15 protein-coding genes are annotated in these 18,355 nt (G+C 55.5%); 8 read left to right on the forward strand and 7 right to left on the reverse strand.

Annotated elements, in window-relative coordinates:
- Positions 1–1,158, forward strand: a 1,158-nt coding sequence (locus RTN40_RS11690; protein ID WP_312228617.1) for an RHS repeat-associated core domain-containing protein, incomplete at its 5' end; no start/stop codon positions are given.
- A 125-nt stretch (positions 1,159–1,283) separates the two neighbouring features.
- On the opposite strand, the gene cueO is transcribed toward RTN40_RS11690, so the two are convergent.
- The gene (cueO, locus tag RTN40_RS11695) at positions 1,284–2,831 is read right to left on the reverse strand and encodes a multicopper oxidase CueO (protein WP_312228618.1); all 1,548 of its coding nucleotides are present in this window, start codon (positions 2,829–2,831) and stop codon (positions 1,284–1,286) included.
- Between the two features lie 145 nt (positions 2,832–2,976).
- On the opposite strand from cueO, the gene RTN40_RS11700 reads away from it, so the two are divergent.
- The 3 genes from RTN40_RS11700 (at position 2,977) to speD (ending at position 5,090) form a co-directional block, all read left to right on the forward strand.
- Complete coding sequence (locus tag RTN40_RS11700; protein WP_042390551.1) at positions 2,977–3,324, forward strand: YacC family pilotin-like protein; 348 nt, start codon at positions 2,977–2,979, stop codon at positions 3,322–3,324.
- A 102-nt stretch (positions 3,325–3,426) separates the two neighbouring features.
- The gene (gene speE / locus RTN40_RS11705; protein WP_312228619.1) at positions 3,427–4,299 is read left to right on the forward strand and encodes a polyamine aminopropyltransferase; all 873 of its coding nucleotides are present in this window, start codon (positions 3,427–3,429) and stop codon (positions 4,297–4,299) included.
- Positions 4,296–5,090, forward strand: a complete 795-nt coding sequence (speD, locus tag RTN40_RS11710) for an adenosylmethionine decarboxylase (protein WP_042390548.1) — start codon at positions 4,296–4,298, stop codon at positions 5,088–5,090. The genes speE and speD overlap by 4 nt, the downstream gene beginning before the upstream one ends.
- Positions 5,091–5,126: 36 nt before the next feature.
- On the opposite strand, the gene yacL is transcribed toward speD, so the two are convergent.
- A complete protein-coding gene (gene yacL / locus RTN40_RS11715; protein ID WP_103820683.1) occupies positions 5,127–5,489 on the reverse strand; it encodes a protein YacL in 363 nt (120 codons plus the stop codon).
- Between the two features lie 229 nt (positions 5,490–5,718).
- Between yacL and ccdA the strand changes: the two genes are divergently transcribed.
- Both ccdA and ccdB read left to right on the forward strand, forming a co-directional pair.
- Entirely contained in the window at positions 5,719–5,937 is a 219-nt protein-coding gene (gene ccdA / locus RTN40_RS11720; RefSeq protein ID WP_312228620.1) for a type II toxin-antitoxin system antitoxin CcdA, read from the forward strand.
- 2 nt (positions 5,938–5,939) lie between these two features.
- Positions 5,940–6,245, forward strand: a complete 306-nt coding sequence (ccdB, locus tag RTN40_RS11725; RefSeq protein ID WP_312228621.1) for a type II toxin-antitoxin system toxin CcdB — start codon at positions 5,940–5,942, stop codon at positions 6,243–6,245.
- Positions 6,246–6,276: 31 nt separating this feature from the next.
- Here the strand turns inward: ccdB and acnB are convergent, their stop codons facing one another.
- Positions 6,277–8,874 carry a bifunctional aconitate hydratase 2/2-methylisocitrate dehydratase gene (gene acnB, locus RTN40_RS11730; protein ID WP_312228622.1) on the reverse strand — a complete coding sequence of 866 codons (2,598 nt, stop codon included), beginning with the start codon at positions 8,872–8,874 and terminating at the stop codon, positions 6,277–6,279.
- 337 nt (positions 8,875–9,211) lie between these two features.
- On the opposite strand from acnB, the gene RTN40_RS11735 reads away from it, so the two are divergent.
- Positions 9,212–10,771 (forward strand): DUF3300 domain-containing protein, encoded by a 1,560-nt coding sequence (locus RTN40_RS11735; protein WP_312228623.1) that lies wholly within the window; start codon positions 9,212–9,214, stop codon positions 10,769–10,771.
- A 12-nt stretch (positions 10,772–10,783) separates the two neighbouring features.
- Complete coding sequence (locus RTN40_RS11740) at positions 10,784–11,578, forward strand: DUF2950 family protein (RefSeq protein WP_312228624.1); 795 nt, start codon at positions 10,784–10,786, stop codon at positions 11,576–11,578.
- Between the two features lie 37 nt (positions 11,579–11,615).
- On the opposite strand, the gene RTN40_RS11745 is transcribed toward RTN40_RS11740, so the two are convergent.
- From RTN40_RS11745 to aceE, 4 genes are all read right to left on the reverse strand, one after another.
- Positions 11,616–11,900, reverse strand: a complete 285-nt coding sequence (locus tag RTN40_RS11745) for a hypothetical protein (protein ID WP_312228882.1) — start codon at positions 11,898–11,900, stop codon at positions 11,616–11,618.
- A gap of 247 nt (positions 11,901–12,147) precedes the next feature.
- Positions 12,148–13,572: a dihydrolipoyl dehydrogenase gene (gene lpdA, locus RTN40_RS11750; protein ID WP_312228625.1), complete on the reverse strand. Its 1,425-nt coding sequence runs from the start codon at positions 13,570–13,572 to the stop codon at positions 12,148–12,150.
- A 198-nt stretch (positions 13,573–13,770) separates the two neighbouring features.
- On the reverse strand, positions 13,771–15,672 hold the full coding sequence (gene aceF / locus RTN40_RS11755; protein ID WP_312228626.1) for a pyruvate dehydrogenase complex dihydrolipoyllysine-residue acetyltransferase: 1,902 nt from the start codon (positions 15,670–15,672) through the stop codon (positions 13,771–13,773).
- 14 nt (positions 15,673–15,686) lie between these two features.
- Positions 15,687–18,350: a pyruvate dehydrogenase (acetyl-transferring), homodimeric type gene (gene aceE / locus RTN40_RS11760; protein ID WP_312212172.1), complete on the reverse strand. Its 2,664-nt coding sequence runs from the start codon at positions 18,348–18,350 to the stop codon at positions 15,687–15,689.
- Positions 18,351–18,355 lie beyond the last annotated feature (5 nt).

Genomic DNA, 18,355 nt, shown 5'->3' on the forward strand with positions numbered 1-18,355 from the left:
TACTACCCCTTCGGCGGCACGGCGGTGTGGACCGCACGCAACGAGGTGGAGGCCGGCTACAAGACCGTGCGCTACTCGGGCAAGGAGCGGGACGGCTCCGGGCTGTACTACTACGGCCACCGCTACTACGCCCCGTGGCTCTGCCGCTGGGTGAGCGCCGACCCGGCGGGCGAGGTGGACGGGCTGAACCTGTTCCGGATGGTACGGAATAACCCGGTAACCTTTTTCGATGCTAAAGGCAATGAGACGACAAGCCATGCCTTGTTTCATGATGCTACGAAATTATCGAGTATTTCTATGCTTGGAAGCCATGATGCCGGGACATATGCCTTTAGTAGGCGAAGAAATGGCATATTGAGTAGCTTAGGTAGTCTCCTCCCTTGGGCATTCAAAACCCAGAATAAGACTCTGCTTGAGCAAGCTAAGGCGGGAGCCAGATATTTTGATATCAGAATTGCGTTACGAAAAGATGGCTCTTATGGCTTTTTCCATGGCCCAAGCGTAGCCGCTGGCGACGCCATTGCCGATATTCGAGCGCTGCTGGAGTATGCAAAAAATGATAAAGACAACTTTTATTTATTGAAAATAAGATTTCAGAGTGACAAACGTCCCGACAATATAAATAACACACCAGCGGATAACTTTTTACTTAGTGAGTTAGCGCCCTGCAGAGAAAATCTTATCCGTCCTGAAGATATTGCGCAAGATCCCTCTGATAATCCAGGACTAGGGGATGCTACTGTAAGCTTATTAAGCGAAGGTAAAAACATTGCGATCATGACAGATCACTATACAGGTGAGCATTCATCATGGAATTATAAAGAGCAAGTGCACACCAAATGGGCCAATAGGGCTGACGTAAAAAAAACGGGAGCATTTCTTGAAGGGTTTCATAACCAACCGGGACCGCAAAATAAAATAACAATAATACAGACCAACATGCCTGTGGCATCAATTAATAAAGGGTTAGTAACACGCGGCGTAGGCAATTACCTTTCAAGAGTTAAAGATCGTTTAGCGACATTTGTTGATAGAATCAATAGTCCTGGCGTCATTAGCGCAGACTATATTGGCAGTAAAAAAGGCGCAACAGCAGCATTTAACCGAAAAATTGAAAGAAATAATGAGCATCTCATCCAGATGCATACAAGATTGTAAGCTTTAAAATGCGTTAAGGCTTTCGAACATGCCTATAGACATATATATGACGTTATAAAAATAATAAAACAGCGAGTTATAAAACTCGCTGTTTTTCGTAGAGGTATAGATTTGGTCGGCACAAGTTACACTACAAATCCCATCATCATCCCGGTATCCTCATGCTCCAGCAGATGACAGTGCGCCATATAGGCGTGCTCCTTCGGCGCATCGTGATCGAACTTCACCAGCACTTCGCTGCGTGCTCCATGGACGTTTACCGTATCCTTCCAGCCTGCGCGATGCGCCGCCGGTGGCTTACCGTTCTCTGACAGAATGCGGAACTGCGTGCCGTGAATATGGAACGGGTGCTGCATCATGTCTCCTTCCCCTGAAATGACCCACCGCTCATACTGTCCTTTCCCGGCGGCAAACAGCGGGGTGTTCATATCAAAGGCTTTACCATTGATACGGTTAGCGCTGTGGAAGTCGAAATCGCCACCGTGGCTGCCGTGATCCCCATTCATGCCCATGTGTTTCATCATGCCGCCGTGATGCATCCCGGTCATCGCCTTGTCGCCGTACTTATCCTTCAGCGCCTGCATGCCCATCATGTCGAGCATCGGATCCATCGACAGGTGGAAGGTTCGCTGGGTTAAGCCCGTGAGGTCCGGCAGTGCCGGAACGTTAACCAGGGTATCGGGCAGCGTGCCGGAAGCGGTAACCCGCAGCGGCAGGATACGCAATACCGGGTGCGGCTGGTCAAACGGCGGCAGCGCCATCCCCATCTGGTTGACGGGCAGCGTAACCAGATCGACAGGCTTGCCGTCGCTTATATCGACCAGCACCTCAAAGCGCTCCCCGGTCAGCACCGGCAGCGCTGTTACCGCAACCGGCTCGGCGAGATGACCGCCATCGCTGGCGATAACGTACATTCGACGCCCGTCGCTGAGGGCAAAGTTAAGGGTACGCGCATTGCAGCCGTTAAGCAGGCGCAGGCGCAGCCAACCGCGGGGAGCCGCGTGCTGAGGGTAGATGACACCATTTGCCAGCAGCGTCTCACCAAACCAGCCTACTGCCGCGCTCATCACGTCCAGCTGATAATCGATCTGGCCATCGGCAGCCAGCCTTTTGTCCTGCACGATAACTGGAATGTCATCAATGCCCCACTGCTTGGGCAGACGCAGCATGCGGCTCTCGTTGTCCTCAATCAGCACCAGCCCCGCCAGCCCCATCGCCACCTGCCGGCCGGTTTTGCCATGCTGGTGCGGGTGGAACCAACAGGTCGCCGCTCGCTGAACGGGGGTAAAAGTCACCTCGCGCGCGCCACCTGCCGGGATGATCCCCTGCGGCCCGCCGTCCACCTCACCAGGCACCTCCAGCCCGTGCCAGTGGACGGTAGTCTCCTCCCGCAGTTGGTTGCGGATCTCCACCGTTACCGTTTTGTTCTGGCGCAGCTGAAGCGCAGGTCCCAACAGATTGCCGTTGTAGCCCCAGGTGGCGGCGGCTTTCTCGCCAAAGGTGGAGGAGCCAGCCTGTACGGTTAGCCTGATGCGATTCTGGGCGTCGGGGACGAGCAAATCGGGAACGGGCAGCGTCGCCTGCTGCCCCGACGCGGCCGCCCGTGCCCATGTCGGCAGCGCGCCGATAACCCCGAGCGCAGCGGAATATTTTAGAAAATCACGGCGTTGCATAGTCGAATCCTTATCGTCGGCAAACGGTATGCTGAGCTTAAACCCTGCCCCTGCGGCAAGGTCAAGCGAAAGGCGAATAATAAAGATCGTCGCCTTACCCACAAGTATGCTAACGTTTAATTTCCGTGATGTTTTGGTAGAAAGAATGAAGACGTTTTTCAGAACCGTTGTGTTCACCAGCCTGCTGGCGATGTCAGCAAATAGTTACGCGCTCAGCGAGTCTGAAGCGGAGGACATGGCCGATCTTACGGCAGTTTTCGTGTTTCTGAAAAATGACTGTGGTTACCAGAATTTACCGAATGGCCAGATCCGCCGGGCGCTGGTCTTCTTTGCCCAGCAGAACCAGTGGGATCTGAGCAACTACGACACCTTTGATATGAAATCCCTCGGCGAAGATAGCTATCGCGATCTTAGCGGCATCGGCATTCCGGTTGCTAAAAAATGCAAAGCGCTGGCCCGGGACTCCCTCAGCCTGCTGGCCTACGTCAAGTAAAGTAAACCCTCCTCCCCTGCTGAAGTTATAGCCGTGCATCAGCGGCTATAGTTAGCTATGATGTTGCGCCCATTTTGTGTGGATGTTAACGAAGGAGGATGCATGGCTGATACCCGCCCGTGGCATGAAACGCTGCATGACCAGTTTGGTCAGTACTTTACCGTTGATAACGTGCTCTACCACGAGAAGACCGATCACCAGGATCTGATCATCTTTGAGAACGCCGCCTTTGGCCGCGTAATGGCGCTGGACGGCGTTGTCCAAACCACCGAGCGTGACGAATTTATCTATCACGAAATGATGACCCACGTCCCGCTGCTGGCCCACGGCCAGGCGAAGCATGTTCTGATCATTGGCGGCGGCGATGGCGCAATGCTGCGCGAAGTGAGCCGACATAAAAATGTTGAAACCATCACCATGGTGGAGATCGACGAAGGGGTGGTTTCATTCTGTCGCCAGTATCTGCCGAATCATAATGCGGGCAGCTACGACGATCCGCGCTTTACGCTGGTAATTGACGACGGCGTCAACTTCGTCAACCAGACCGCGCAAACCTTTGACGTGATTATCTCCGACTGCACCGATCCGGTGGGACCGGGCGAGAGCCTGTTTACTTCGGACTTCTACGCCGGTTGCAAACGCTGTCTGAACCCGGGCGGGATCTTTGTCGCCCAGAACGGCGTCAGCTTCCTGCAGCAGGATGAAGCGGTAGGCAGCCACAAAAAGCTGAGCCACTACTTTAGCGACGTTAGCTTCTACCAGGCGGCAGTGCCTACCTACTACGGCGGCATCATGACCTTCGCCTGGGCGACGGACAACGAGATCCTGCGCAATCTCTCTACCGAGATTATTCAGGCCCGCTTCCACAACGCCGCCCTGACCTGCCGCTACTACAATCCGGCTATTCACACGGCGTCCTTCGCCCTGCCCCAATATCTGTTAGACGCGCTCTCCTCAGGAGGTGATGAAAATTGAAAAAGCTGAAACTGCATGGCTTTAACAACCTGACAAAAAGCCTGAGTTTTTGTATCTACGATATCTGTTATGCCAAAACCGCCGAAGAGCGTGACGGCTATATTGCCTATATCGACGAACTCTATAACGCCAACCGCCTGACGGAGATCCTGACGGAGACCTGCTCAATCATTGGCGCGAATATTCTCAACGTTGCCCGCCAGGACTACGAGCCACAGGGGGCCAGCGTGACCATTCTGGTGAGCGAAGAGCCGGTCGATCCAACGCTGATTGATAAAACCGCCCACCCCGGCCCGCTGCCGGAGACGGTGGTGGCCCACCTCGATAAGAGTCATATCTGCGTGCACACCTATCCGGAGAGCCACCCTGAAGGCGGCCTGTGCACCTTCCGCGCCGACATTGAGGTCTCTACCTGCGGCGTCATCTCCCCGCTCAAGGCGCTGAACTACCTGATCCACCAGCTTGAGTCGGATATCGTCACCGTTGACTACCGCGTGCGCGGCTTTACCCGCGACATCAATGGCATGAAGCATTTCATCGACCATGAGATCAACTCGATTCAGAACTTCCTCTCTGAGGATATGAAGGCGCTGTATGACATGGTGGACGTGAACGTTTATCAGGAGAACATCTTCCATACCAAGATGATGCTGAAAGAGTTCGACCTGAAGCACTATATGTTCCACACCCGCCCGGAAGATCTCACCGCCGAAGAGCGGGAAGCCATTACCGAATCGCTGTGGAAAGAGATGCGTGAGATCTACTACGCGCGCAATATTCCCGCCGTGTAATCGCTGCTGAAGTCGGAGCAGGGACGCTCCGACCGATCACTTTTGCTGAATAAATTTACGGTACGCCGTGACGACCTGGAGAAAATCCTCGACGCCGCACAGCGACAAGCTCTCTTCATCGTAGTAGCTCATTCCCTCTTCGATCTCATCCCCGGAAAACTCCAGCTGGTTGGCGCGGACGATAACCTCTTCTCCATCCATCCAGAGCGTATACTCATGGCCAATCCGCTGCCACTGGCGCTCGCTGCCCTTGACGGTTTTTGCCGCCTGCTCCACCTCATCCAGCAGGGCCAGGTTCTCTTTTACCTCTTCATTAAACCAGTGTCCGACCACCTCGTGGCCCATCGACATGCGCACTTTCACCTGGCCCGTGATGTCGCGTAAAAATTCGTAATCCATGTTTTTTTCCTCACATCCGCAATAGTGTAATTATCGCAGTCGCGAAGAAGAAAAACAGCGTAACGGGGAGCAGGATGAGAAATAAAAACATTGTGTATTGATACGGGAATGCGCTACGCAAATAAGTCAATCCTGCGTTCACTTATCAAGCAAAGGACGCTATCCTACAAGCATAACGAGTGCATACTATAAGTATGCGCTTTAGGTATGCGACAAAGAGGGCTTTACGATGAAACATCGCGTCAGCGTTACCGTAGACAAAGAGAGCTACCAGATCCTGAGCGCTGCTGGCGTTAATATCTCTGGCCTGGTTAACGAGGCACTAGGTCAGGAAGCTCGACGGATTAAAGCTGAAGAGTGGAAGAAAGATAACCGTGAAGGGATGGAAGAGGTCGCCAGGTTTATCGCGCAGCATGGTTCGTTCGCGGATGAAAACAGGAACTGGTGATCATGCAATTCGTGGTTTATCAGTATAAGCGCAAAAGCACTTACAAAATGTTTGTTGATGTACAGAGCGATATTGTCGAGACGCCGGGACGGCGAATGGTGATCCCGCTTATCGAAGCGCACTACTTTTCTGAGAAGGTTAATAAAAAGCTTTTCCCTCAAATGATTATTGATGAAAAGAGCTTTAGGCTGGTCACAACTGAACTATCAAGCGTCTCTACAGAGGTGATTGGCGAAGCTATTGCCGATACGAGCCACTACGCTAATGAGATAAAAAACGCCATCAATCTGATGTTCTGGGGAATTTAAAGGCCGGGTAAACTCGCCCGGCCTTTTTTACTTACACGGCGGTCTGGAAGATCACGCCGTCGGCTTTTTCGGTGTACTGACCGAGCTGGTCAAAGTTCAGATAGCGATAGGTATCTACCGCTGTCTTATCGACCTGCGCCATAAAGATCTGGTACTCGTCCGGGGTCGGCAGTTTACCCAGCAGCGAGGAGACCGCTGCCAGCTCCGCTGATGCCAGGAAGACATTCGCCCCGGTGCCCAGACGGTTCGGGAAGTTACGCGTCGAGGTTGACACTACCGTTGAACCATCGGCCACACGTGCCTGGTTACCCATGCACAGCGAGCAGCCTGGGATCTCAATACGCGCTCCGCTCTTACCGAAGACGCTATAGTATCCCTCTTCCGTCAGCTGGGCGGCATCCATACGGGTTGGCGGCGCGACCCACAGGCGGGTCGGCAGCTGGCCTTTATGGCTGTCCAGCAGCTTACCGGCGGCGCGGAAGTGACCGATGTTGGTCATGCACGAACCGATAAACACTTCGTCAATCTTCTCACCAGCCACATCAGAGAGCAGACGAGCATCATCCGGATCGTTCGGTGCGCAGAGGATTGGCTCTTTGATATCCGCCAGATCGATCTCGATCACCGCCGCGTACTCGGCGTCGGCATCGGCTTCCAGCAGCTGCGGATCCGCCAGCCACTTCTCCATGCCCTGGATACGGCGCTCAATGGTACGGCGATCGCCGTAACCTTCCGCAATCATCCACTTCAGCAGCACGATGTTAGAGGTCAGGTATTCGGTAATCGGTGCTTTATCCAGCTTGATGGTACAGCCAGCAGCAGAACGCTCAGCAGAGGCATCGGCCAGTTCAAAGGCCTGCTCTACTTTCAGCTCCGGCAGACCTTCGATCTCGAGGATACGGCCAGAGAAGATGTTTTTCTTACCTTTCTTCTCAACGGTCAGCAGGCCCTGGCGAATAGCGTACAGCGGGATAGCATGCACCAGGTCGCGCAGGGTTATGCCCGGCTGCATCGTGCCTTTGAAGCGCACCAGCACCGATTCCGGCATATCCAGCGGCATCACACCGGTCGCAGCGGCAAATGCCACCAGACCAGAGCCTGCCGGGAAGGAGATCCCTACCGGGAAGCGGGTGTGGGAGTCGCCGCCGGTGCCGACGGTGTCCGGCAGCAGCATACGGTTCAGCCACGAGTGAATGATGCCATCGCCCGGGCGCAGCGACACGCCGCCACGGTTCATAATGAAGTCTGGCAGCGTATGGTGCGTCGTCACGTCAACCGGCTTCGGATAGGCCGCCGTGTGGCAGAAGGACTGCATCACGAGGTCAGCAGAGAAGCCCAGGCAGGCCAGATCTTTCAGTTCGTCACGGGTCATTGGACCGGTGGTGTCCTGAGAGCCAACCGAAGTCATTTTCGGTTCGCAGTATTCGCCAGGACGAATACCGGTCACGCCACAGGCGCGGCCCACCATTTTTTGCGCCAGCGAGAAGCCCTTGTTGCTGGCCTCGACCGGTTTTGCGCTGCGGAAGACGTCGCTATGCGGCAGGCCGAGCGCTTCACGCGCCTTGGTGGTCAGGCCACGGCCGATAATCAGCGGAATACGGCCCCCGGCGCGCACTTCGTCGATCAGCACGTCGGTTTTCAGTTCAAAGGTAGCCAGCAGCTCGCCGGTTTCGTGGTTGCGCACTTCACCTTTGAATGGATAGACGTCAATCACGTCGCCCATGTTCAGGTTGTTCACGTCCACTTCAATCGGCAGCGCACCTGCGTCTTCCATGGTGTTGAAGAAGATTGGTGCAATCTTACCGCCCAGCACCAGACCACCGCCGCGCTTGTTCGGCACAAACGGAATGTCGTCACCCATAAACCACAGCACCGAGTTGGTGGCGGATTTACGTGAGGAGCCGGTACCGACCACGTCACCGACGTAGGCCAGCGGGAAGCCTTTTTTGTTCAGCTCTTCGATCTGTTTGATCGGGCCGACGGCTCCCGCAACGTCCGGCTCAATGCCTTCGCGGGCGTTTTTCAGCATCGCCAGAGCGTGCAGCGGGATATCCGGGCGTGACCAGGCATCCGGCGCCGGAGAGAGGTCATCGGTGTTGGTTTCACCGGTCACTTTGAAGACGGTAACGGTAATCTTTTCAGCCAGCGGCGGACGGCTCAGGAACCACTCCGCGTTGGCCCAGGAGAGCATCACCTGCTGGGCGTGCGCGTTGCCCGCTTTCGCTTTCTCTTCCACATCGTAGAAGTTATCGAACATCAGCAGCGTGTGGGAGAGCGCTTTCGCGGCAATCGGGGCCAGCGCGTCGTTGTCCAGAGCTTCAATGAGCGGATGGATGTTGTAACCACCCTGCATGGTACCAAGCAGCTCGACGGCTTTTTCCGCAGAGATCAGCGGCGAGGTGGTTTCACCTTTTACGATAGCAGCCAGGAAGCCCGCTTTAACATACGCGGCTTCATCAACGCCCGGCGGGACACGGTTGGACAGCAGATCTAACAGGAACTCTTCTTCACCCGCTGGCGGGGTTTTCAGCAGCTCGACCAGTGCGGCCATTTGGGTAGCATCTACAGGCTTGGGTACAATTCCCTGGGCGGCACGTTCGGCTACGTGCTTACGGTATTCTTCTAGCACGACGGTATTTCTCCTCGCTCTCATTGTCATAGTGCGGCAGGCGATCTCTTCGCGCTCCTGTGAAACAGTCGTTTGTAGGGTAATGCCCGATACCGCTTGGGCAGCATATCAGGATTTCAGAGGGGTGTTAATCTGTTTACAAAAAAGCAACATTAAATATTGGCTGAATCGTTAAGGTTCAACTAATGCCCTTTATCCATTCGCGATAAAGGGATTTTTAGCTGCCCTTTTAACCACTGTCTCTCCCCGCAACATTAATCAAAAAAGAAAACGGCTTCTCTCTCATACTCAAGTTATACCTGACCCTGCGATTTCTATGGAAATCGGGAGAGAGAAAATGACCCTGCCCTTTAAATATGCTGCGCTGGCCCTCGTGTGCAGTGCCGGGCTATTTGCTGCCTCGGGCGTACTGTATGTCAAAAGCCGCGTCCCTGAAGCGCCTGTCCAGACAGCGCCTGCCACACCTCCGCCCCAGACGGCTCCTGTAACCACACCGGCTGTGAAGCCCGCTTTTACTGCGGCGCAGATCGATCAGTGGGTGGCACCGGTGGCGCTCTACCCCGATCCGCTGCTCTCGCAGGTGCTGATGGCTGCTACCTATCCTGCTAACGTGGTGCAGGCCGTGCAGTGGTCGCGGGATAACCCCACCCTGCAGGGCGATGCGGCTATCCAGGCAGTCTCAGGTCAACCCTGGGATCCGAGCGTGAAATCGCTGGTCGCCTTTCCGCAGCTGATGGCGCTGATGGGTGAGAACCCGGAGTGGGTGCAGAACCTTGGCGATGCGTTCCTCGCCCAGCCGCAGGACGTGATGGACGCCGTACAGCGGCTGCGGCAGCTAGCCCAGCAGACCGGGGCGCTAAAATCGACGCCGCAGCAGACGGTGAGCAGCGCGCCGAAAAAAGCCGAAGCGCCCGCCGCCGTTCAGAGTAACGGCAGCGCATCTGCGCCTGCGCCGACGGTGATTAAAATTGAGCCTGCCGATCCGCAGGTGATTTACGTCCCCAATTACAACCCCGCTACGGTATACGGTAGCTGGCCGAACACGGCTTATCCACCTGTCTATCTGCCTCCACCTCCCGGCCAGCAGTTTGCCGAGAGCTTCGTTAAAGGCTTCGGCTATAGCCTGGGCGTCGCCACCACCTACGCTCTGTTTAGCAACATTGACTGGGATGATGACGATCATCACCACCACGATGACGATCATCATGACGGCGGCTATCACGGCAACGGCTATCAACACAACGGCGACAATATCAATATCAACGTCGATAACTTCAATCGCATCTCAGGACAGAATCTGAAAGAGCAGAGCATGACCTGGCAGCATAACCCAGCGTATCGCGACGGCGTCCCCTACCAGAACGGCGCGGTTGCCCAACGTTTTCATCCGACCAACGTCAGCGGCGGACTCAGCGCCACGCAGCAGCCGGCCGCCTCGCGGGACAGTCAGCGTCAGGCGGCAATGGTGCAGTTTGAGCAGCGCAGCCACGCACCTGCCAGCAGCGTGGCAGGTGTTTCCTCCCGTGACGCCCAACGTAAGGCCGCTTCGCAGCAGCTAAACCAGATTGCCCAGCGTAATAATTATCGCGGCTACGATAGCGACACGCCGCGTCCTGCCCAGAAAGCGAAACAGAGATCGACTAAAGAGAACATCCAGCCGAAGCAGAGGGTGACCAGAGAGATGCACCAGCGGACCGTTCCTGCCTCTCCACAGCGCGAGCAGCGTCTGGCGAGCAACCGCGCCAATGCCTTTAGCGGCAACGATAGCCGAGCGCCGTCCTGGCAGTCGCAGCAGCTGCGCGGCCAGCAGAGCCGTCACATCAACAGGGGTAACCTGGAGCAACGTGGTGCCGGGCGTGAAGGCCTGTCTGAACACCGCGAGTTTCGTCGTCGTTAACCGGAGCTGAAAATGAAAAAAATCCTGTTAAGCACCCTGCTTCTCTCGCTGCCGATGATGAGCTATGCCCAGCAGCTGTACTCCTCCCCGGACGAGGCGGCTAAAGCCTTTGCGGCGGCAGTGGCCGATCAAAACGAGGCTCAGCTTGCCGCCGTGCTGGGTGATGACTGGCGGCAGTTTCTCCCACAGAAGGAGGTCGATCCCGAGGCTATTGCCCGCTTTAACCGCGACTGGGCGGTAAAGCATGAGATCGTCGAGCAGGCTGATGTCGCCCATCTCAACGTTGGAGACAATGTCTGGCAGCTGCCGATCCCGATGGTCAAAATCGCCGGAGGCTGGCACTTTGATATGCCCGCCGCGCAGGAGGAGATCCTCACTCGCGCCATTGGCCGTAACGAGCTGTCAGCGATTGAAGCCATGCATGCCTACGTCAATGCCCAGTATGACTATCGCCTGCGCAAGCAGGTCTATGCTACGAAGCTAATCAGCAGCGAAGGTCAGCAGGACGGTCTCTACTGGCCGGTACAGCCCGGAGAAGCACCCAGCCCGTTAGGCCCGGCATTTAGCCCTGGCGAGCCGGGCATTGGCTATCACGGCTACCATTTTCGCATTATCCAGAGCGACAGCGCACAGGGTTTTGCTCTGCTGGCATGGCCGGTGGAGTGGGAGAAAACCGGGGTGATGAGCTTTATGGTGAGCCAGGACGATCGGGTTTATCAGGCTGATTTAGGCAAGGCGACGAGTGAGAAAGCGCAGGCGATCGATAAGTTTGCCGCCGAGGGTCAGTGGCAGCCCGTAGAGCCATAAAAAAGACCCGGCGCTGTCATGGCCGGGTTTGCTATTCTCAGCCCTGATGGGGCATGAGACCAGGATCGCCTTTCACCAGTGGCTTGCCGCTGTTCAGCACCGCCTCATCGGCCTGAATACTGCCGGAGTTCTTCGCCCACTCCCCTTCCCCCGTCTGGGTCACCTGCTGATGCTGAGCATTCAGGTTTTCGCCTGCCGCCGCAATGTGCGTGCTCTGCGTGCCTCCGCTGTTATCGGCCCAGGGAACAGAGGCATCGTCAGCCACTGCCACACCGGAAACCAGCGCCGTCGCTAAGGCGGCAGTTGTCCAAAATAATTTCATCATGTACTCCTTGTATTCGTTGCGAGGAGCCAGCGTAGAACAAATTAAATTTCCGGCGGGTGTCAAAATACGAAAGGATATTTCTTACAAAACAAGAGGTTTTCCTGCATTCACGCGGCTTATGCGATGCAGAAGAGGGATTGGACTAAATAAAATCTGGCTTTTCGTGCGCCCGATACACGCTTTGCAATTTTCAGACATAAAAAAAGCGGCTACCTGAGCCGCTTTAATCATACTGCTTCGAAGATTACTTCTTCTTCGCTTTCGCGTTCGGCAGGTCGGTGATGCTACCTTCGAACACTTCTGCCGCCAGACCCACGGATTCGTGCAGGGTCGGGTGCGCATGGATGGTGAGCGCGATATCTTCCGCGTCACAGCCCATTTCGATAGCCAGACCGATCTCACCCAGCAGCTCGCCGCCGTTAGTACCGACAATCGCGCCACCAATAACACGGTGCGTCTCTTTGTCGAAGATCAGCTTGGTCATACCGTCTGCGCAGTCGGAAGCGATAGCACGGCCAGAAGCAGCCCACGGGAAGGTGGCGGTTTCGTAGCTGATGCCTTTCTCTTTCGCTTCTTTCTCGGTCAGGCCAACCCAGGCAACTTCTGGCTCGGTGTAGGCGATAGACGGGATCACTTTCGGATCGAAGTAGTGTTTCATGCCAGCGATAACTTCAGCGGCAACGTGACCTTCGTGAACACCTTTGTGCGCCAGCATCGGCTGACCGACGATATCGCCGATAGCAAAGATGTGCGGTACGTTGGTGCGCAGCTGTTTGTCAACGCGGATGAAACCACGGTCGTCCACTTCCACGCCAGCTTTGCCTGCGTCGAGGTTTTTACCGTTCGGCACGCGGCCGATAGCCACCAGCACCGCGTCGTAACGCTGCGCTTCAGCCGGGGCTTTTTTGCCTTCCATGGAAACGTAGATGCCGTCTTCTTTCGCTTCAACGGCAGTCACTTTGGTTTCCAGCATCAGGTTGAACTTCTTGCTGATGCGCTTGGTGAAGACTTTAACGATATCTTTGTCAGCGGCCGGGATAACCTGGTCGAACATCTCAACCACGTCGATCTCTGAACCCAGCGCATGGTACACGGTACCCATTTCCAGACCGATGATGCCGCCGCCCATAACCAGCAGACGCTTCGGCACTTCTTTCAGCTCCAGCGCATCGGTGGAGTCCCATACGCGCGGATCTTCATGCGGAATGAACGGCAGTTCGATCGGACGGGAACCTGCTGCGATGATCGCGTTGTCGAAGTTGATCACGGTTTTACCGTTTTCGCCTTCTACTTCCAGGGTGTTCGCGCCGGTGAATTTGCCCAGGCCGTTAACAACTTTAACTTTACGGCCTTTTGCCATGCCAGCCAGACCGCCGGTCAGCTGGTTGATGACTTTCTCTTTCCAGGTACGGATCTTATCGATGTCGGTTTTCGGCTCGCCGAAAACGATGCCGTGCTCGGCCAGCGCTTTCGCTTCTTCGATCACTTTTGCAACGTGCAGCAGTGCCTTAGAAGGGATACAGCCGACGTTCAGGCAAACACCGCCGAGGGTGTTGTAACGCTCAACAATGACGGTTTCCAGACCTAAATCAGCGCAACGGAAGGCCGCAGAGTAACCTGCGGGGCCTGCCCCAAGTACCACGACCTGAGTTTTGATTTCAGTACTCATCATGACCTCTTAATTATTTCCGGCCGTACAAAGTGCTTTTGCTTTGCATCCGCCGGGACGTTCTATCCGTCCGCAGTTTACAAAATTGTTAACATTTTTGAAACAACAAACGGCAAACGAAGTGTCCTTTGTCCCAGCAACCTCAACAACATAATGAGATTACCAGAAAAAAGCCGACCGTCAGGCCGGCTTTTACGATTACATCACCAGACGGCGGATGTCAGACAGCATATTGTTGATGATGGTAATGAAACGCGCACCATCAGCACCGTCGATCACGCGGTGGTCGAAGGAGAGAGAGATCGGCATCATCAGACGCGGTACAAACTCTTTCCCGTTCCAGACCGGCTCCATCGCGGACTTGGAGACGCCCAGGATGGCCACTTCCGGCGCGTTAACGATCGGCGCGAAGTGGGTAGTACCCAGGCCGCCGATGCTGGAGATGGTGAAGCAGCCGCCCTGCATTTCGCCAGCGGTCAGCTTGCCATCACGCGCTTTCTTGGAGATCACGGTCAGCTCGCGAGACAGCTCGGTAACGCTCTTCTTGTTCACGTCTTTGAAGACCGGAACAACCAGACCGTTCGGGGTATCAACCGCAACGCCGATGTTGATGTATTTCTTCAGCGTCAGACGCTGTGCATCTTCGGACAGGGAGCTGTTGAAGCGTGGCATCTGCTCCAGGGCAGCGGCAACGGCCTTCATGATGAAGACAACCGGGGTGAATTTCACGTCCAGTTTACGCTTCTCAGCTTCGGCGTTCTGCTGTTTACGGAACGCTTCCAGGTCGGTGATGTCGGTTTTGTCGAAGTGGGTAACGTGCGGGATCATCACCCAGTTACGGCTCAGGTTCGCACCAGAGATCTTCTGGATACGGCCCAGCTCCACTTCTTCAACTTCACCAAACTTGCTGAAGTCCACTTTCGGCCACGGCAGCATGCCTGGCAGACCACCACCGGTAGCGGCAGCAGGTGCAGACTCAGCACGCTTAACGGCGTCTTTCACGTAAGCCTGAACGTCTTCGCGCAGGATACGGCCTTTACGACCGGTGCCTTTCACTTTCGCCAGGTTCACACCGAACTCGCGCGCCAGACGGCGGATCAGCGGGGTCGCGTGCACGTAAGCGTCGTTCTCAGCGAACTCAGACTTGCCTTCCGCTTTAGCAGTCGGAGCAGCAGCCGGTTTAGCAGCCTGAGCCGGTGCAGCAGCAGGTGCCGGAGCGGCAGCGGCCGGAGCAGCAGCAGGCGCAGCGCCTTCTACTTCGAAGACCATAATCAGGGAGCCGGTAGAGACTTTGTCGCCGGTGTTGATTTTGATCTCTTTGACGGTACCGGCGAACGGTGCCGGGACTTCCATAGAGGCCTTGTCGCCTTCTACGGTGATCAGTGACTGCTCAGCGGTAACTTTATCGCCGACTTTCACCATCACTTCAGTGACTTCAACTTCGTCACCGCCGATGTCCGGCACGTGAACTTCTTTCGCGCCAGCGGCAGCGGCTGGCGCAACGGCAGCCTGCTCTTTCACTTCCGGTTTAGCAGCGGCGGCAGCCGGGGCAGCGCCCGCGACGTCGAAGATCATGATCAGGGAGCCGGTAGAGACTTTGTCACCGGTGTTGATCTTGATCTCTTTAACGGTACCTTCGAACGGTGCCGGGACTTCCATAGAGGCTTTATCACCCTCTACGACAATCAGGGACTGCTCAGCGGTAACGGTATCGCCCACTTTCACCAGGATCTCGGTCACTTCAACTTCGTCACCGCCGATGTCCGGCACGTTCACTTCTTTCGCAGCGGCGGCGGCTGCTGGTGCAGCGGCGGCCGGAGCGGCTTCTTTCTTCTCTTCCTGCGCAGGTGCAGCAGCTGCTGCACCGTCGGCGGAATCGAAAATCATGATCAGTTTACCGGTCTCGGTTTTGTCGCCGACAGAGACTTTAATCTCTTTCACGACGCCAGCCTGCGGAGACGGAACTTCCATAGAGGCTTTATCGCCTTCTACCACGATCAGCGACTGTTCAGCTTCAACCTTGTCGCCCACGTTGACCAGAATCTCGGTGATCTCTACTTCGTCCGATCCGATGTCCGGTACATTGATTTCGATAGCCATTCTCTCTTTACCTCTTATGCCAGACGCGGGTTAACTTTATCTGCATCGATGTTGAATTTGGTGATGGCTTCCGCTACCACTTTCTTATCGATGTCGCCACGTTTAGCCAGTTCGCCCAGCGCTGCTACAACCACGTAAGATGCATCCACTTCGAAGTGGTGACGCAGGTTTTCACGGCTGTCAGAGCGACCGAAACCGTCGGTACCCAGTACGCGGTAATCATCAGCCGGTACATAAGTACGAACCTGCTCGGCGAACAGTTTCATATAGTCAGTGGACGCCACTGCCGGTGCATCGTTCATCACCTGAGCGATGTACGGCACGCGCGGGGTTTCCATCGGGTGCAGCATGTTCCAACGCTCACAGTCCTGACCGTCACGAGCAAGCTCGGTGAAGGAGGTTACGCTGTAAACATCAGAGCCGATGCCGTAGTCGTTGGCCAGGATCTGCGCTGCTTCACGAACGTGACGCAGGATAGAGCCGGAGCCCAGCAGCTGAACTTTACCTTTCGCGCCTTCAACGGTTTCGAGTTTATAGATACCTTTACGGATACCTTCCTCTGCACCCTGCGGCATAGCCGGCATGTGGTAGTTTTCGTTCAGCGTGGTGATGTAGTAGTAGATGTTCTCTTGCGCTTCGCCGTACATACGCTGCAGACCGTCATGCATGATGACAGCCACTTCGTAAGCGTAGGACGGATCGTAGGAGATACAGTTCGGGATAGTCAGCGACTGAATGTGGCTGTGGCCATCTTCGTGCTGCAGACCTTCGCCGTTCAGCGTCGTACGACCGGAAGTACCACCGATCAGGAAGCCGCGTGCCTGCTGGTCACCTGCTGCCCAGCACAGGTCGCCGATACGCTGGAAACCGAACATGGAGTAGTAGATGTAGAACGGGATCATCGGCAGATTGTTGGTGCTGTAGGAGGTCGCCGCAGCCAGCCAGGAGGAACCTGCGCCCAGCTCGTTGATGCCTTCCTGCAGGATCTGGCCTTTCTCGTCTTCTTTGTAGTACGCAACCTGCTCACGGTCCTGCGGGGTGTACTGCTGGCCGTTCGGGCTGTAGATACCGATCTGGCGGAACAGGCCTTCCATACCGAAGGTACGCGCTTCGTCAGCGATGATCGGAACCAGACGATCTTTGATCGACTTGTTCTTCAGCATCACGTTCAGGGCACGAACGAAAGCGATAGTGGTGGAGATCTCTTTGTTCTGCTCTTCCAGCAGCGATTTGAAGTCTTCCAGCGCAGGCAGCTCCAGCTTCTCGCTGAAGTTAGGCTGGCGGGACGGCAGGTAGCCGTTCAGCTTCTGACGCTGGGCGTGCAGGTAGGTGTGCTCTTCAGAACCTTCCGGGAAGGTGATGTAAGAGAGGTTTTCAACCTGCTCGTCGGTCACAGGAACGTTGAAACGGTCGCGGATATAACGCACGCCGTCCATGTTCATTTTCTTAACCTGGTGAGCGATGTTTTTACCTTCAGCGGTATCACCCATGCCGTAACCTTTAACGGTGTGGGCGAGGATAACAGTCGCTTTACCTTTGGTTTCGCGTGCTTTTTTCAGTGCAGCGTAAACTTTCTTCGGATCGTGACCACCGCGGTTCAGGGCCCAGATCTGCTCGTCAGTCCAGTCGGCAACCAGCGCTGCGGTCTCCGGGTATTTACCGAAGAAGTGCTCGCGAACGTAAGCGCCATCGCGGGATTTGAAGGTCTGGTAGTCGCCGTCAACGGTTTCGTTCATCAGCTGGATCAGTTTACCGCTGGTGTCTTTACGCAGCAGCTCATCCCAACGACCGCCCCACATGACCTTGATTACGTTCCAGCCAGCACCTGCGAAGATGCCTTCCAGTTCGTTGATGATCTTGCCGTTACCGGTTACCGGACCATCCAGACGCTGCAGGTTACAGTTGATGATGAAGCACAGGTTGTCCAGCTTCTCACGGGTCGCGATGGTGATCGCACCTTTGGATTCTGGCTCATCCATTTCGCCGTCGCCCAGGAAGGCGTAAACGGTCTGCTCAGAGGTATCTTTCAGGCCACGGTGTTCCAGATATTTCAGGAATTTAGCCTGGTAGATCGCACCGATCGGACCCAGACCCATAGATACGGTCGGGAACTGCCAGAATTCCGGCATCAGTTTCGGGTGCGGGTAGGAGGAGAGACCATTGCCATGCACTTCCTGACGGAAGTTGTTCATCTGCTCTTCAGTCAGACGACCTTCCAGGAAGGCACGTGCGTACACGCCCGGAGAGATGTGGCCCTGGAAGTATACCAGGTCGCCGCCGTCTTTCTCGGTGCGCGCGCGGAAGAAGTGGTTGAAGCATACTTCATAAACGGTCGCAGAAGACTGGAAGGACGCCATGTGGCCGCCCAGCTCCAGATCTTTTTTGGACGCGCGCAGAACGGTCATGATGGCGTTCCAGCGGATTGCAGAACGAATGCGGCGTTCCAGATCCAGATTGCCCGGGTATTCCGGTTCGTCTTCAACGGCAATCGTGTTTACGTAGTTGTTAGCCCCTGCACCTGCAGCTACTTTCACGCCGCCTTTGCGGGCTTCAGAAAGCATCTGTTCAATTAGATACTGAGCGCGCTCAACACCTTCTTCACGGATGACCGATTCGATCGCCTGTTGCCAGTCGCGAGTTTCGATCGGATCCACGTCATTTTGGAGACGTTCTGACATGGGGG

This window comes from Pseudescherichia sp., assembly GCF_031987975.1.
GTDB lineage: Bacteria > Pseudomonadota > Gammaproteobacteria > Enterobacterales > Enterobacteriaceae > Pseudescherichia.

Coding starts and splice junctions, on each gene's coding strand:
- RTN40_RS11745 (WP_312228882.1), bottom strand. CDS start 11,900: ATGAAATTATTTTGGACAACTGCCGCCTTAGCGACGGCGCTGGTTTCC.
- ccdB (WP_312228621.1), top strand. CDS start 5,940: ATGCAATTCGTGGTTTATCAGTATAAGCGCAAAAGCACTTACAAAATG.
- RTN40_RS11740 (WP_312228624.1), top strand. CDS start 10,784: ATGAAAAAAATCCTGTTAAGCACCCTGCTTCTCTCGCTGCCGATGATG.
- yacL (WP_103820683.1), bottom strand. CDS start 5,489: ATGGATTACGAATTTTTACGCGACATCACGGGCCAGGTGAAAGTGCGC.
- RTN40_RS11700 (WP_042390551.1), top strand. CDS start 2,977: ATGAAGACGTTTTTCAGAACCGTTGTGTTCACCAGCCTGCTGGCGATG.
- aceE (WP_312212172.1), bottom strand. CDS start 18,350: ATGTCAGAACGTCTCCAAAATGACGTGGATCCGATCGAAACTCGCGAC.
- RTN40_RS11735 (WP_312228623.1), top strand. CDS start 9,212: ATGACCCTGCCCTTTAAATATGCTGCGCTGGCCCTCGTGTGCAGTGCC.
- speE (WP_312228619.1), top strand. CDS start 3,427: ATGGCTGATACCCGCCCGTGGCATGAAACGCTGCATGACCAGTTTGGT.
- cueO (WP_312228618.1), bottom strand. CDS start 2,831: ATGCAACGCCGTGATTTTCTAAAATATTCCGCTGCGCTCGGGGTTATC.
- ccdA (WP_312228620.1), top strand. CDS start 5,719: ATGAAACATCGCGTCAGCGTTACCGTAGACAAAGAGAGCTACCAGATC.
- aceF (WP_312228626.1), bottom strand. CDS start 15,672: ATGGCTATCGAAATCAATGTACCGGACATCGGATCGGACGAAGTAGAG.
- lpdA (WP_312228625.1), bottom strand. CDS start 13,572: ATGAGTACTGAAATCAAAACTCAGGTCGTGGTACTTGGGGCAGGCCCC.